Here is a 13893-nt window from a genome sequence, read left to right on the forward strand (position 1 = left end):
GCTTGAGACACTGTTTTGCAGGAGTTATTGATGTTCCTCAAGGGTAAGCGCGCTTTGGTGACCGGCTCGACGTCGGGCATCGGCCTTGCTGTTGCGCGAGCGTTGCATGCGGAAGGGGCAGAAATTATCCTCAATGGCTTCGGCGATCCAGAGACTGTTGCCAGCCTGCAAGAGGAAATGAGCGCGGAGTTTGGTGCGGCTGACCTGCTCGATCCGGCGGCTATCGAATCCATGATGGCGCATATCGGCCCGGTCGATATTCTGGTGAACAATGCCGGCATGCAGCATGTCTCGCCGGTCGAGGATTTTCCGGTCGACAAATGGGATATGGTGATCGGCCTCAACCTGACCGCACCATTTCATACAACGCGGCTCGCTGTGCCGGGTATGAAAGAGCGTGGATGGGGGCGGATCATCAACACAGCCAGCGCGCATTCGCTCACCGCATCGCCGTTCAAAAGCGCTTACAATGCCAGCAAGCACGGCATTGCAGGCTTCACCAAGACCATCGCGCTGGAGCTGGCGCAAACCGGCGTCACCGCCAATTGCATCAGTCCGGGCTATGTCTGGACTCCACTGATCGAGGGGCAAATCCCCGATACGATGAAAGCGCGCGGGCTGACCCGCGAAGAAGTCATCAATGATGTGCTGCTCGCCAAGCAGCCGACCAAGAAATTCGTCCAGCCCGAAGAGATTGGGGCGCTTGCCGTGTTCCTCTGCCGCGAAGAGGCAGGCAATGTGACCGGCGCCAATTGGAGCATTGACGGGGGATGGACCGCCGAATGACGAGGCGCGGGGCGTAAGCAGGGATGAAACCGGTGCAATTCATCAGATTGTGCAGCATTGCTGCGCTGGCATTGTTTGCGAGCGCCTGCGTCCGCGGGCCGATTGCCAGCGCTCCGCAAGAAGAACGGGCGCAGATCGCGAGCAATTTGACGCGCGATATCAATGTGCTTGCCAGCGCCGAATATGGCGGGCGCTTGCCGGGCACGGATGGTGAGCAACTGACCGTCAATTACATCGTCAATGAGCTGCAAGCGGCAGGTTTCGAGTCCGGCACCAATGATCCGGGCAATCCCTGGCGCGCGCCAGTTCGGCTTGCCAGCTCGCGCCCTGGTACCAGCGAGATCAGCTTCCGTGTGCGCAACCGCGTTCGTGCAATCGACGAAAGCGCAGCCGTGGCGTTCACATCGCGCCGCAACACACTGGTCGAGAACGCGAATGTTCTGTTTGTCGGCAAGCTCGCAAACACTGTTCGCGAAGAGGATGTCGCGGGCAAAGTCGCGTTGATGTTGGGCGAAGCAGGTGTTAGCCCGATGCGCCGCACCACTCTGTTCGAAAAAGGCGCAGCAGCGGTCATCACCGTACTCGAGAGCGAGGAAGAGGTCGCCGCCATGCGTGAAGCAAGAGCGGGCGAAAACCTTTCTTTAGCAAGCGGTGAGGGGAGTGAGCTGAGCGCTTTCATCACCAGTGAAGCTTTGGGCGAAGCGGTTGGCAAGCGGCAGTGGGAGGCGCTGGTCGAACGCTCCGAGGATGAGAGCTTCACGCCGGTTGAGATGAATTCGCTCGCGACCATCAGAGCGCAATCGGAAAGGCGAGAATTTACTTCGTTCAATGTAATCGGCCGTTTGCCCGGCCAAGCCCCCGGGTCTGGTGCAATCCTGCTGATGGCGCATTGGGACCATCTGGGCGAATGCGGGGACGTTGGTGCCGAGGACAGGCTCTGTAACGGCGCGATAGACAATGCGAGCGGCGTTGCGGTGGTCCTCGAACTTGCCCGGCGTTTGAAAATGGAGGAGCCGCTGGATCGCGATGTATATGTGATCGCCACGACAGCGGAAGAGGCTGGTTTGCTGGGCATTCGCGCCTTCGTCGAGACACCTGCAATTCCGCTCGACAGTATTGTCGCGGCATTCAATTTCGACACCGTTGCGATTGCCCCTGCGGGAAGCCCGGTCGGCTTTATCGGGGAGGGTCGCACTCCGCTTGACGAGATTATCAAACAGACCTTGCGTGCAGCGAAGCGAGAGCTCGGCAGCCGCGAACTGGCTGAAGCCTTTCTCCAGCGTCAGGATGGCTGGACCCTATTGCAAAATGGGGTTCCTTCGGTGTTCCTCTCCACGTCTTTTGGTTCGGAAGCCTACTTTGGCCCATACCTCGAAGAGCACTATCACAGCGCCTCGGATGAGGTTGAAGTCATTGAGCTGGGCGGAGCGATTGACGACCTGTTGTTGCACGAAGAGCTGATCAGACGGTTGGCCAATGTGAAAACCTATCAGCCCTAGAAATAGTGCGCCTGCGGATAGATAGGACTGTCGCAGGCCAAGCGCTCTAGCGGATTGGGGAAAGTGCGGTTACATGGGCCGCCACGATTCTCCCGCTCCAACACAGAAAGTGGCGCTTTATGGACATCCCACTCGGCCTTACCTTTGATGACGTTTTGCTGCGTCCGGTACGAAAGCGATGTACTGCCTTCGATGGCAAACACGCAGACGCAGCTGACCAAAGACATTGCTCTCAACATTCCAATTCTGTCCGCAGCGATGGACACGGTGACCGAGGCGGACATGGCGATCGCGATGGCGCAAATGGGCGGTATCGGAGTGCTCCATCGCAATCTTGAGGTTGATGAGCAATGCGCCGCAGTACGTGTCGTGAAACGCTACGAAAGCGGGATGGTGGTCAATCCTATCACCATTGGGCCCGATGCGTTTCTGGGTGAAGCCCAAGCGCTGATGGAGCAGCACAAGATCAGCGGCATTCCCGTCACTGACAAGAACGACAAGCTGGTCGGCATTGTGACCAACCGCGATGTGCGTTTCGCTGAGAACCCCGCGCAGCCAGTGCGCGAGCTGATGACGACAGACAATCTCGCGACGGTGCCGCTCGGCACCAGCCAGGAAGATGCGCGTCGTCTGCTGCACCAGCGCCGGATCGAAAAGCTGCTGGTGGTCGACGACGATTATCGGTGCATCGGCCTGATCACGGTCAAAGACATCGAGAAAGCAGTAAATTACCCGACTGCCACCAAGGATGGCGCAGGTCGTCTGCGCGTAGCGGCTGCGACGACCGTCGGTGATAAGGGTTTTGAGCGCACCAAGGCTCTGATCGAAGCCGAGGTTGATGTCGTTATCATCGACACCGCTCATGGCCACAACAAGGATGTGTCCAAGGCCGTTGAGCGGGCCAAGGCTCTATCCGACAGCGTTCAAATTGTCGCGGGCAACGTTGCCACCGCCGAAGCCACACGCGCGCTGATTGATGCGGGCGCAGACGCCGTGAAAGTCGGGATAGGCCCGGGCTCGATCTGTACCACCCGCGTGGTCGCGGGTGTGGGTGTACCTCAGCTCACAGCGATCATGGACAGCGCAAACGAAGCCGCCAAGTCCGGCGTTCCGATCATCGCGGATGGCGGATTGCGAACATCCGGCGACGCGGCCAAGGCTCTTGCCGCAGGCGCATCGAGCGTGATGGTTGGCTCCATGCTTGCTGGCACGGTACCGAAAGCCCGGGCGAAGTCTTCCTTTACCAAGGGCGCAGCTACAAGGCCTATCGCGGCATGGGCAGCGTCGGTGCGATGGCGCGCGGATCTGCCGACCGGTATTTCCAACAAGACATTTCGCAGCAAAAACTGGTGCCCGAAGGGATTGAAGGGCAAGTGCCGTTCAAAGGCGCAGCGTCCGACGTGGTTCACCAACTCGTCGGCGGGATCAAAGCGGCGATGGGCTATACCGGCTCGGCCACTATCCCTGACCTGCGAGAACGTGGTAAGTTCGTTCGCATCACCAATGCCGGGCTTTCGGAAAGCCATGTGCATGATGTCGCGATAACCCGCGAAGCCCCGAATTATCCGACACGTTAGGAGCATGAAATGGAGTTGGTAGTACCCATAATGCTCCTCATTATTGGGACGCATCCTGATCGACCCGATGAACCCGATCTTCATCGGCCTGAGCTTGTGTTCCTTTCGATGGAGGAATGCGAGGACATCGGTGCCAAGATGGCAAGGCGCATGACGCAGGCTGCCAGCGACAAAAGCGGCGCGCGCTATGAGCATCGCTGCATGCCAGCGCCTTCGCCGGAAGAATACGAAGCGGCTTGGATCGAACGCCAAAAGTCTAGCGAATGAGACCTGCTGCACGCGTTCAAGCCGCGATTGAGCTGCTCGACGCGATCATTCACGGGGCGCAAAGCAAAGGCGCGCCCGCGGACCGCCTGATCTCAGAGTATTTCAAGGCGCGTCGCTATGCCGGGTCGAAAGACCGGCGGGCGGTGCGCGAGCTGGTCTATCAGGCGATCCGCACCTGCGGTCCGGTTCCTGAAAACGGACGGGCCGCTTTGTTGGCGCTGGCAGAAGATGATCCTTCGCTGCGCGAGCTGTTTGACGGATCGGAGCACGGCCCGCGTCCCATCGCGCCCGGGGAAGAACCTGCGAAACGCGGTGTCGCGCCGCAATGGCTGACGGAAGAACTGGCGAAGTCCGACATCAAGGGCGAGGTAGCAGAGGCGCTTTTGGGCCGCGCTCCGCTCGATATTCGGGTGAACGCTTTAAGGGCGGACCGAGAGACTATTGAGCTGCCTGATGACGGTGAGCGGCTAACCGCGCCGCAAGCTTTGCGCTTCCCATTCGGCACTCAGGTCGAACAATGGCCTGCTTACCGTGAAGGCGCGATAGAGGTGCAGGACCACGGCAGCCAGCTTGTGTCTGAGGCCGTGCAGGCCAAACCCGGCGATATTGTCATTGACCTGTGTGCTGGCGCGGGCGGCAAGACGCTCGCCCTTGCGGCCAAGCTCGGCAATGCGGCGACAATCATCGCGGTCGACACCGACAAACGACGGCTCGGCAATCTCGCACCGCGCGCAAACCGTGCGGGCGCTCGCATTGACCACACCGTGCTGCTTGATCCCGGTAAGGAGCTGGAGGCGCTGGCCGAATGGCAGGGCAAAGCCGACCATGTGCTCGTCGATGCGCCATGTTCCGGTACAGGCACATGGCGCCGCAATCCCGAAAGCCGCTGGCGGATCACGCCAAACGAGCTCGCCAAGCTCAATAGGTTGCAGGACCATGTGCTTGATATTGCCGCCCAACTTGTGAGGCCGGGCGGTGCCATCACCTTTGTTACGTGCTCACTGCTCGATGCCGAAGGGCTGGATCGCGTCGCGGCATTCCTGGAGCGCCATCAGGGATGGAGCGCGCAAAAAGTGTCGCTGCCGCTCGGGCGAGAGCGCGGCTATGGCCACCGTCTCGATCCGTATCACGACGGCACGGACGGATTTTTTGTCGCAAATCTCGTTTCTGCATGATAGCAATCTTGGCCATGGCCCAGATCGCTCATGGATAAGCCATCATCTTTCAGCTCTGCTGACCTATTGGAGACGCTCATGCGCTTTGCGCCCGCTGCCGCTGCTTTATCTTTGGTTTTCGCCGTCACTGCGAGCGTAGCAGGCGCGCAGAACAGGGCACCGGATGAACGTGCGGTTGCTTTGGTTGCGCAAGGTCAGGCGGCGCTCAAGGCAGGCGACTCGCAGGCAGCGATTGACGCCTATGAGGCCGCACTGGCGGTCGATCCGGGTTACACCCGTATCTTTATCGAGCTGGCCGAGGCGGCGCGCTTCGAAGGGCTGCAGGGCAAAGCGATCCGTTACTACCGCGAGGCATTGGTGCGCGATCCCGGTAATTTCGCCGCGATCTCGGGCGAGGGCGCTGCTCTGGTCGAAAAGGGCGCGCTGGAGAAGGCGAAGCGCAATCTGGCCCAATTGCGCAGTCTGTGCGGCTCGACTTGCCCAGAAACGCTTGCGCTGCAATCCACCATTGCCGCTGGCCCGCCCGCGCGCTTTGCCGCCGACACAGATAGCGAAAACGCAGCTGCGAACTAACCCGCGCGTCCAATAAGCGGCGCAAATTCCTCAACGAGAGCCGCGTAAACGTCGCGTTTGAACGGCACGATCAGCTCGGGCAGGCGTGCCGGTTCCACCCATTGAAACGTCTCAAACTCCGCCGGGTCATGCGCGTTGAGATTGATGTCAGCGTCCTCGCCTATGAACCGACCTAGGAACCAGTGCTGTTCCTGCCCACGATATTTACCCTTCCAGATCTTGCCGAGCAATTCGGGCGGTAGATCGTAGAGGTGCGTTGTGGCTGAGCGCGCGATCACCTCGACCAGATGCGCGCCCACACCGGTTTCTTCCTCAAGCTCTCGCAAGGCTGCCTGCTCTTCGTCCTCGCCCGGATCTATCCCGCCTTGAGGCATTTGCCACGCGCCGGAAAATTCTGAGCCGCGCCGGTCAATGCGTTGGCCGACAAAGACTTTTGCTTGTCGGTTGACGAGCATGAAGCCTGCGCAAGGCCGATAGGGGAGGTGGCTCATTGCGAGTTCTCCAACTTGAATTTCATCGCAGCGATAATGCGCTCCAGATCGGCCTGTGCGCTCGGGACGGCTTGCCGCAGATTGGTGAAGGAGTGGGTGACGCCCTGCATTTCGAGGAAGGTCACCTCGCGGCCCGCTTTAATGAGCGCTGCGCCGTAATCGCGACCGGAATCGCGGATTGGATCGAGGCTGGCGGTGACCAGCACGGTCGGCGGGGCGGTTGTATGATCGCCAAGGATCGGGAAGCCGCGCGGATCGGCGCGGTCCGCCTTGTAGTTGGCATCGAAGAACTCGACCGCTGCCTTGGTCAGCACAAAGCCATCGGCGAACTCCTCAAGGCTGGCCGAGCCATTGGCGTCGCTCGCGAGGGGAAAGATCGGCACTTGCAGCAGGACTGGGACATCCGCCGGGTTCGCTGCCAATTGCTGGCCGACGACGATGCTCGCATTGCCGCCTGCGCTGTCGCCAATGGTGATGATTCCGCTGGCTTCGCAGCCCAAGGCTTCAGGTGACGATGCGATCCAGCGCGTTGCGGCCTCGCAATCCTCAATCGCGGCGGGGAATGTGTGCTCTGGCGCGCGGCGGTAATCAACCGCAACCAGCGGCAAGTCCATCAGCGCAGCAATCTCGGTGCAGAGGTTGTGATGCGTGTCGAGGTCGCCAATGACAAAGCCGCCGCCGTGGTAAAACACGATCACCGGGTCAGCCTCGCGGGTCTCGCGCGCGTCATAGAGCCGCAGTGGGATATCGCCATCAGGGCTTGGACAGGTGAGGTCACGGATCACCGCCAATTCACGCGCGGGTCGGTCGGCCATCGCGTGCAGCGCCATATAGGCCGCGCGCGCCTCTTCCAGCGTCATATCGGCAATGGGCGGGCTGTTCGCTGCGGCAAGCCCATCGAGCAATGCCTTCATGTCGGGGCGGATATAGGGAGCATTGTTGCTCATCAGCGGACCTCTTGCTGGAATGTCATTGCCGCTCGTTAGCGGTCTCTCGCGGGCTTTTCCACTTGGTTTGCGCACACTTGCTGGCTAGGTGAGGGCGATGGACAATCTCACGCACAGCCTTGTCGGCGCATTGCTCGGCCAGGCAGGCCTCAAGAAAAAGACCGGACTGGCGATGCCCGCATTGATTATCGGGGCGAACCTGCCCGATGTCGATGCGGCGTGTTTCTTCTGGCTGGAAGGGACCGAGCACCTCGGGTTTCGGCGCGGGATTACGCACGGGCCGCCTGCAATGGTGCTACTGCCGTTGATCCTGGCGGGGCTGCTGTGGGGCTTTGACAAATGGCAGGAGAAGCGCGGAAAACGGCCTGAGAAGCGCCTGCCGGTGAACTTCAAATGGCTATTTCTGCTGAGCTTTATCGGGTGCTTGACGCACCCTGCGCTCGATTGGTTGAATGTGTATGGCATTCGCCTGTTGGAGCCGTTTTCCTCGCAATGGTTTTATGGCGATACGCTGTTTATCATTGATGTGTGGCTGTGGGCGCTGATGGGTTTTGCGACGTGGTTTTCGCTGCGAAATGAGAAGCGCGGCGGCAACTGGACCAGGCCTGCTTGGGTGGCGATCGTGATCGGTGCGGTCTACATCGCCGTAAATAGCTTATTCAGCTCGATTGCGACGCGATACGACTATTATGTTGAGGACACCGAGTTAATTGCATCGCCTGTGCCGTTTGCATTCTGGGAACGCGAAGTCATCCAGCATGCGCCGAATGCTGAAGCGGAGATTGCCAATCCCGCTCTTGGTTATTGGACGTTAAGCGATGGGCACGGACCGTTTGTACCACTACCGGAAGAAAGGTTGGTGGTCATCGAAGAAGCGCAAAATCAAGCACCGACTGCGTCCGAGATTGCGGAACACAATTCTCAGGTCGCTGCATTTCTGTTTTGGTCTCGTACGCCGTTTGCCAAGTGTTCGGATGATGGCATTGTAACCTTACACGATGCGCGCTTTTACGATCCGCGTGCGCGGGACCGCTTCTCGGTCGCACTGCCGGATGTGAAATGTGTGGAACTTCCCATGCGATAGTGCGCTTCACAAGGCATGACCAAACCTCAAATCGTCTGGCTGCGCCGCGACCTCCGCATCGCTGACAATCCCGCGCTTTATCACGCTTCAAGCCAAGGCCCCGTCATCGCCGTCTATGTGCTCGATGATGACGCTCCAAAGCATCACAAAATGGGCGGAGCTTCGCGCTGGTGGTTGCATCACTCGCTTGAAAGCCTCGCCAAGAGCCTTGGCCAGCGCAATGCGCGGCTAATCCTGCGGCGCGGCGATGCAGTCGAAGAACTCACCAAGCTGGCCGAAGAAACGGGCGCAGAGACAATCCACGCCAATCGCCATTACGAGCCGTGGTGGCGCAAGGCGCAGGGCAAGCTGGAAGAGAAGCTTGATCTAAAACTCTACGACGGTGTCTACCTCTTCCCCGCCGGCCACGTGACCACTGGCTCCGGCGATCCGTACAAGATTTACACCCCGTTTTACAAAGCGATGCGCGAGGAGTTTCCGCCGCGCGACGCGCTGCCAGAGCCGGAGACGCTCTCCTCGCCTGATAGCTGGCCGCAGAGCGACGATCTCGATGATTGGGACTTGCTGCCTACCAAGCCCGATTGGTCGGGCGGGATTGCCGACTTCTGGGAGGTCGGTGAGGAAGCAGCGCACACCCGGCTCGAAGAGTGGGAAGACCACGTCAGCGACTACGAGGACAAGCGCAACTTCCCCTCGGTCGACAAGACATCGCGCCTGTCGCCGCATCTGCACTTTGGCGAGATTTCGCCCGTGCAAATCTGGCATGCACTCAAGTACAAACGCTCCGATGGCTGGCAAAGCTATGAAAGCGAGTTGGTGTGGCGTGACTATGCCGCGAACGTCATTTGCCAGTTCCCCGCCTATGCGAGCGAGAATTACCGCGAGGACTATGACGACCTCGAATGGCGCGTGCCGTATCAGGACGAAGGCGCTGCGAGTCGACCTCACGGCATGGCAGAAGGGGCAAACCGGCTACCCCATCGTCGATGCAGGGATGCGCCAGCTGTGGAAGACGGGCTGGATGCACAATCGCGTGCGCATGATCACGGCCAGCTTCCTTATCAAGCACTTGCTGATCGACTGGCGCAAGGGCGAGCAATGGTTCTGGGATTGCCTGGTCGATGCCGATTACGGATCGAACGCGGTCAATTGGCAGTGGAATGCGGGCACGGGCGTTGATTCCAACATGTTCAGCCGGATTATGGCCCCGCTGACGCAGTCTGAAAAGTTCGACAGCGCGGCCTATATCCGCGAATTTGTGCCAGAATTGGCGCATCTCGACGAACCCTATATCCACGATCCAGAAGAGCATGGCTGTAAGCCGGATGATTACCCGGCCAAGATGATTGCGCATAAGGAAGGGCGCGAAAGGGCGCTCTCTGCCTACAAGTCAATGAAGGGCAACTGAGCGCTGCGTCTTTGGCGCAGCGCTTGTCTCGTGCGCGTGAGTGCGGCAATAGGCTCGCAAAACGATACCTAGGGAGAGCCGCACACATGACTATCACAAATGCCCTGCTGGCCGGGGCAGCCACCTTGTCGCTCACGGGGTGCTCGGCGAGCTATGTGGCGGATGCCGGCGAACCGACTTTCACTGATCTTGAACCGGTCATCACGACCGAGCCGCAAGAGCAGGATCAATCTGCGCTGGCAGTCCTGTTCTGGGATGATGCGACCCGATCGGCAAACTTTCGCAAGATGGAGGCGCTGTTTGCAGGGCATGAGGTGCCACCTTCTACCAGCCCACGCGCTTTGCCCGAAGGCGCGCCGCTTCCAAGCAGCATTGAGGCCCAGATCCGCGCATTGATGGCGGAGAGCAATGCTTCCGGCGTGATGGTCCTCAAAGATGGCGAAAAGCGTTTTGAGGCCTATGGCCTCGGCTTCGGCGCAGAGCAGCGCTGGACCAGCTTCTCGGTTGCAAAGAGCTTCACCTCAACCTTGCTGGGCGCAGCGATCCGCGATGGCTTTATCGGCAGCCTCGATGACCCGATCACGCAATACGTTCCGGACCTTGCAGGCTCATCTTATGATGGCGTGACGGTCGGTCAGCTCGCGACGATGACTAGCGGCGTGGCGTGGAACGAGGATTACACCGATCCGAACAGCGACGTGGCGCAGCTCAATCGCTTTGTCGTCGAATACGGGCCCAACGCGATCATCGAGCAGATGAAGAGCCTTGGCCGCGCGGCTCCTGCTGGTGAGAAATGGAATTACAGCACCGGCGAAACCAATCTGATCGGTGTGGTCATCGAGAACGCGATCGGACAGCCTTTGGCCGAGTACGCACAGACCAAGATCGTCGAGCCTGCGGGCTTTGAAGGCGGTATGTTCTGGATGACCGACCCGCGCGGCGGCAATGTCGGTGGCTGCTGTCTCTCGCTGCGCCTGTCAGACTATGCGCGCATGGGCCAATTTGCGCTCGAAGGCGGTGAGAACATCGTTCCTGAAGGTTGGTTCGCCTCCGCAGGGGCTGCGCAAGTCGACTTCGGAGCGAATGCACCGGGATTTGGCTATGGATATCAATGGTGGACCTATCCCGGCGGCAATTACGGCGCGCAGGGTATCTTTGGCCAGTCAATCACTCTGATCCCGGAAAAGGACTTGGTGCTGGCAGTCGTCAGCAATTGGCCGACGGCAACCAGCAGCGAATATCGCGCAAAGTGGCGCGATGTCGCTGGCGAGATCGCCGCGGCGTTCTGAGCTCAAATTGTTGCGACCCGCACAGGGCGGGATGCTCAGCGGCGATAGTCGCCAGTGTTGCTATAGCGCTGCAGGATGCTGTCGTGCACAATCGGGCTCAGCAGCTCGTTGAACGCGCATCCTACCAGGCAATTGTCCCACCAGACGACTTGTGCCGAGAGCGACTCGAGGCCGGGCAGGGTAAGCCAGCACATCTGGCCTTCGTGCATCCGGTTGATCGATGCGGCGGAGAAGCCCGAGATCGAAAGGTCGTGGACCACAGTCTGAAATGCGCGGCCACCCGACGCGCGCAAGGTCGCCGGAATCGTGAGTTTCGTGCGCGGAGAACAGCGGTCCTCTTGCGCAGCAATTGAATAACGGTCGTGTTCGGTCTGCATCGTCTGCGTCCCTCAAATCCAATCAACAAGTGGTCTCTTTGCCGTTTGGTCAGGCGCGCAGATTCACTGTCCAGACTTAAGGGGGAGTTACTGAGGATGGTTAGCGGATATTTACCAGAGCAGCGCCGCCGGGCGTGCTTCGCTAGTCAACGCGTTCGCGGTGGCCGGTCTCGAAATCATTCATAAGCAATTCGACGATGCGATTTGCCACCGTTTCCGGGGGTTTGACTGTATCTGGATTCTCACCCGGATAGGCTCGTGCGCGCATTTCTGTGCGGGTTGCGCCGGGGTCCAGAATGGCAACGCGCACATTGGCAAGTTTTTCGACTTCTGCTGCATAGGTGTCGAGCAGATTGTCAAACGCTGCTTTGGTCGAGCCATAGGCGCCCCAGAACGCGCGTGGGTCCGCACCGACACTGCTGGTTAGTCCAATGACCCGTCCAGCCTCTGCCTTCTTCACCAACCGGTCAAAGCTGGCGAGCAATGCCTGGGTGGCGATCACATTGGTAACGAGCGCCTGATTGTACTGCTTGGGATCAATCTGCGTGACGGGTGTTAGCTCGGGCAGATAGGCGGCTGAAATAATGAGGTAATCCAGCGCATCCCAGCGGCTACCAATCGCGCTCGCAAGCCGCGTCACGGCATCCGGTTCGGTCAGATCCACCGGAGCAATCGTCGACGTCCCGCCTGCATCGTGGATCGCGTCCTCGACCGCTTCTAGCGCTTTTACCTTGCGGGCGACGAGAATCACATGCGCCCCTGCTTCGGCCAAGGCCTGAGCGGTGGCAGCGCCGATCCCCCGGCTTGCACCAGTGACAAGCGCGGTCTTACCGACGAGCGGTTTTGATGAATTGTCAGTCATTTACGCTGCTTTGTGATCGTTGAACGGCAATTGCGCTGGTTCATGCGTGCCCAAATCAAGGTCGGTCAGCGATGTCGGGTAGTCGCCGGTGAAACAGGCGTCGCAGAACTGCGGGCATTCCTTGTCGCGCTGTTCCGACCCAACCGCACGGTAGAGACCGTCTATCGAGATGAAAGCGAGGCTATCCGCCTGGATAAACTCGCGCATCGGCTCCAAGTCCATGCGCGCGGCGAGCAGTTTGGAGCGCTCGGGTGTGTCAACGCCGTAGAAACAGCTATGCGCGGTGGGCGGGCTTGCCACGCGGAAGTGCACTTCCTTAGCGCCCGCTTCCTTCATCATCTCGACGATTTTGAGGCTGGTTGTGCCGCGCACGATTGAGTCGTCGATCAGCACGATCTTCTTGCCCTCGACCAGACCGCGATTGGCGTTGTGCTTGCGCTTGACGCCCGAATGGCGCGCGGTGTCGGATGGCTGGATGAAAGTGCGCCCGACATAGTGCGAACGGATAATGCCCAGCTCGAAGGGCAGGCCGGAGGCTTGGGCAAAGCCGATTGCCGCCGGAACGCCGCTATCGGGAACGGGAACGACCAGATCGACATCGCAGGGCGCTTCCTTGGCAAGCTCTGCTCCGATGGCCTTGCGCGCCTCATAGACGCTTCGTCCGGCAAAAACGCTGTCCGGGCGACTGAAATAGACGTGCTCGAAGATGCAGGGGCGCGGCTTGTGCTCGCCGAAGGGGCGGAGCGAGCTGACTTTCCCATTGAAATCGACTTGAACCATCTCGCCGGGTTCAACTTCGCGGATAAACTCAGCGCCAACCACATCGAAAGCGACGCTTTCGCTGGCAAACACAACGGCATCGCCCATCTTGCCCATCACCAGCGGGCGAATGCCGAGCGGATCGCGGCAAGCGATCATGCCTTCGGGTGTCATTACGATCAGCGCATAGGCACCTTCGACCAGGCGCAGAGCATCGATCAACCGGTCCGCGACGGTGGGATAACGCGAAGTCGCAACCAGGTGGATGATGACTTCGGTGTCGGAAGTCGACTGGAAGATCGATCCACGACCGACCAATTCCTTGCGTAGCGCCATCGCATTGGAAATATTGCCATTATGCGCGACCGCAAAGCCGCCGCTGGCAAGCTCGGCATAGAGCGGTTGCACATTGCGTAGGCCCGATCCGCCCGTGGTCGAATATCGGACATGGCCGGCTGCCATCCCGCCGGGAAGCTCCGCAATCGCCTCAGGTGTCGAGAAGTTTTCGGCCACATGGCCGAGCCCGCGCCGCGAAACGAAGGTTGTGCCATCAAAACTGGTAATGCCGACCGCTTCCTGTCCGCGATGTTGCAGGGCGTGGAGGCCCAAGGCCGTCGCTGCAGCCGCATCAGAGGCGTTGATCGCCCCGAAAATACCGCACTCCTCGCGAAGTGTGTCGCCGTCTTCGTCGTGAAACGGGTGCGTGAAATTCATCGCTGATCCTGCCTAAGCCGCGCTGCTGGATGGCCGTCTCAATGGCGGTGTTACAGATCAATTACAACCCGTTTGCGGTGGCTAC

At 59.7% G+C, this 13893-nt stretch carries 12 protein-coding genes and 2 pseudogenes; 9 read left to right on the forward strand and 5 right to left on the reverse strand.

All coding sequences use genetic code 11. From position 1 onward, the window contains the following. Positions 1–30: 30 nt before the first annotated feature. From ACZ1GU_RS07605 to ACZ1GU_RS07630, 6 genes and pseudogenes are all read left to right on the forward strand, one after another. Positions 31–786 carry a 3-hydroxybutyrate dehydrogenase gene (locus tag ACZ1GU_RS07605; RefSeq protein ID WP_472647425.1) on the forward strand — a complete coding sequence of 252 codons (756 nt, stop codon included), beginning with the start codon at positions 31–33 and terminating at the stop codon, positions 784–786. A 23-nt stretch (positions 787–809) separates the two neighbouring features. After that, the gene (locus ACZ1GU_RS07610; protein ID WP_472647426.1) at positions 810–2285 is read left to right on the forward strand and encodes a M20/M25/M40 family metallo-hydrolase; all 1476 of its coding nucleotides are present in this window, start codon (positions 810–812) and stop codon (positions 2283–2285) included. 119 nt (positions 2286–2404) lie between these two features. Further along, a pseudogene (guaB, locus tag ACZ1GU_RS07615) lies at positions 2405–3862 on the forward strand (IMP dehydrogenase). A 30-nt stretch (positions 3863–3892) separates the two neighbouring features. Beyond that, complete coding sequence (locus ACZ1GU_RS07620) at positions 3893–4129, forward strand: hypothetical protein (RefSeq protein WP_472647427.1); 237 nt, start codon at positions 3893–3895, stop codon at positions 4127–4129. Beyond that, positions 4126–5304, forward strand: coding sequence for an RsmB/NOP family class I SAM-dependent RNA methyltransferase (locus tag ACZ1GU_RS07625; protein ID WP_472647428.1), 1179 nt, complete (start codon positions 4126–4128; stop codon positions 5302–5304). The genes ACZ1GU_RS07620 and ACZ1GU_RS07625 overlap by 4 nt, the downstream gene beginning before the upstream one ends. 30 nt (positions 5305–5334) lie before the next feature. Beyond that, positions 5335–5877, forward strand: a complete 543-nt coding sequence (locus tag ACZ1GU_RS07630) for a tetratricopeptide repeat protein (RefSeq protein ID WP_472647429.1) — start codon at positions 5335–5337, stop codon at positions 5875–5877. Here ACZ1GU_RS07630 and ACZ1GU_RS07635 read toward each other — a convergent pair. Continuing rightward, positions 5874–6368 (reverse strand): RNA pyrophosphohydrolase, encoded by a 495-nt coding sequence (locus tag ACZ1GU_RS07635; RefSeq protein ID WP_472647430.1) that lies wholly within the window; start codon positions 6366–6368, stop codon positions 5874–5876. The two genes, ACZ1GU_RS07630 and ACZ1GU_RS07635, sit on opposite strands and share 4 nt — an antisense overlap. Beyond that, positions 6365–7315: an alpha/beta hydrolase gene (locus tag ACZ1GU_RS07640; RefSeq protein WP_472647431.1), complete on the reverse strand. Its 951-nt coding sequence runs from the start codon at positions 7313–7315 to the stop codon at positions 6365–6367. The genes ACZ1GU_RS07635 and ACZ1GU_RS07640 overlap by 4 nt, the downstream gene beginning before the upstream one ends. Positions 7316–7412: 97 nt before the next feature. Here ACZ1GU_RS07640 and ACZ1GU_RS07645 point away from each other — a divergent pair, with 97 nt between their 5' ends. The 3 genes and pseudogenes from ACZ1GU_RS07645 (at position 7413) to ACZ1GU_RS07655 (ending at position 11096) form a co-directional block, all read left to right on the forward strand. Then, positions 7413–8399 carry a metal-dependent hydrolase gene (locus tag ACZ1GU_RS07645; protein WP_472647432.1) on the forward strand — a complete coding sequence of 329 codons (987 nt, stop codon included), beginning with the start codon at positions 7413–7415 and terminating at the stop codon, positions 8397–8399. Between the two features lie 15 nt (positions 8400–8414). Beyond that, positions 8415–9807 (forward strand): annotated as a pseudogene (locus tag ACZ1GU_RS07650) (cryptochrome/photolyase family protein). 86 nt (positions 9808–9893) lie between these two features. After that, complete coding sequence (locus ACZ1GU_RS07655) at positions 9894–11096, forward strand: serine hydrolase domain-containing protein (RefSeq protein WP_472647433.1); 1203 nt, start codon at positions 9894–9896, stop codon at positions 11094–11096. Positions 11097–11131: 35 nt separating this feature from the next. Here ACZ1GU_RS07655 and ACZ1GU_RS07660 read toward each other — a convergent pair whose 3' ends face one another. The 3 genes from ACZ1GU_RS07660 to purF form a co-directional block, all read right to left on the reverse strand. After that, positions 11132–11473: a PilZ domain-containing protein gene (locus ACZ1GU_RS07660; RefSeq protein WP_472647434.1), complete on the reverse strand. Its 342-nt coding sequence runs from the start codon at positions 11471–11473 to the stop codon at positions 11132–11134. Positions 11474–11615: 142 nt separating this feature from the next. Beyond that, complete coding sequence (locus tag ACZ1GU_RS07665) at positions 11616–12335, reverse strand: SDR family NAD(P)-dependent oxidoreductase (protein WP_472647435.1); 720 nt, start codon at positions 12333–12335, stop codon at positions 11616–11618. Next, the gene (purF, locus tag ACZ1GU_RS07670; protein ID WP_472647436.1) at positions 12336–13808 is read right to left on the reverse strand and encodes an amidophosphoribosyltransferase; all 1473 of its coding nucleotides are present in this window, start codon (positions 13806–13808) and stop codon (positions 12336–12338) included. Between the last annotated feature and the right edge of the window lie 85 nt (positions 13809–13893).

The sequence above is a fragment of the Erythrobacter sp. HA7-11 genome, from assembly GCF_055693605.1.

Excerpts from the sequence above, each read along its gene's own strand:
- ACZ1GU_RS07605 (WP_472647425.1), top strand. The coding sequence starts at position 31 with ATGTTCCTCAAGGGTAAGCGCGCTTTGGTGACCGGCTCGACGTCGGGC.
- ACZ1GU_RS07660 (WP_472647434.1), bottom strand. The coding sequence starts at position 11,473 with ATGCAGACCGAACACGACCGTTATTCAATTGCTGCGCAAGAGGACCGC.
- ACZ1GU_RS07665 (WP_472647435.1), bottom strand. The coding sequence starts at position 12,335 with ATGACTGACAATTCATCAAAACCGCTCGTCGGTAAGACCGCGCTTGTC.
- ACZ1GU_RS07610 (WP_472647426.1), top strand. The coding sequence starts at position 810 with ATGAAACCGGTGCAATTCATCAGATTGTGCAGCATTGCTGCGCTGGCA.
- ACZ1GU_RS07640 (WP_472647431.1), bottom strand. The coding sequence starts at position 7,315 with ATGAGCAACAATGCTCCCTATATCCGCCCCGACATGAAGGCATTGCTC.
- ACZ1GU_RS07630 (WP_472647429.1), top strand. The coding sequence starts at position 5,335 with ATGGATAAGCCATCATCTTTCAGCTCTGCTGACCTATTGGAGACGCTC.
- ACZ1GU_RS07655 (WP_472647433.1), top strand. The coding sequence starts at position 9,894 with ATGACTATCACAAATGCCCTGCTGGCCGGGGCAGCCACCTTGTCGCTC.
- purF (WP_472647436.1), bottom strand. The coding sequence starts at position 13,808 with ATGAATTTCACGCACCCGTTTCACGACGAAGACGGCGACACACTTCGC.
- ACZ1GU_RS07635 (WP_472647430.1), bottom strand. The coding sequence starts at position 6,368 with ATGAGCCACCTCCCCTATCGGCCTTGCGCAGGCTTCATGCTCGTCAAC.
- ACZ1GU_RS07620 (WP_472647427.1), top strand. The coding sequence starts at position 3,893 with ATGCTCCTCATTATTGGGACGCATCCTGATCGACCCGATGAACCCGAT.
- ACZ1GU_RS07625 (WP_472647428.1), top strand. The coding sequence starts at position 4,126 with ATGAGACCTGCTGCACGCGTTCAAGCCGCGATTGAGCTGCTCGACGCG.
- ACZ1GU_RS07645 (WP_472647432.1), top strand. The coding sequence starts at position 7,413 with ATGGACAATCTCACGCACAGCCTTGTCGGCGCATTGCTCGGCCAGGCA.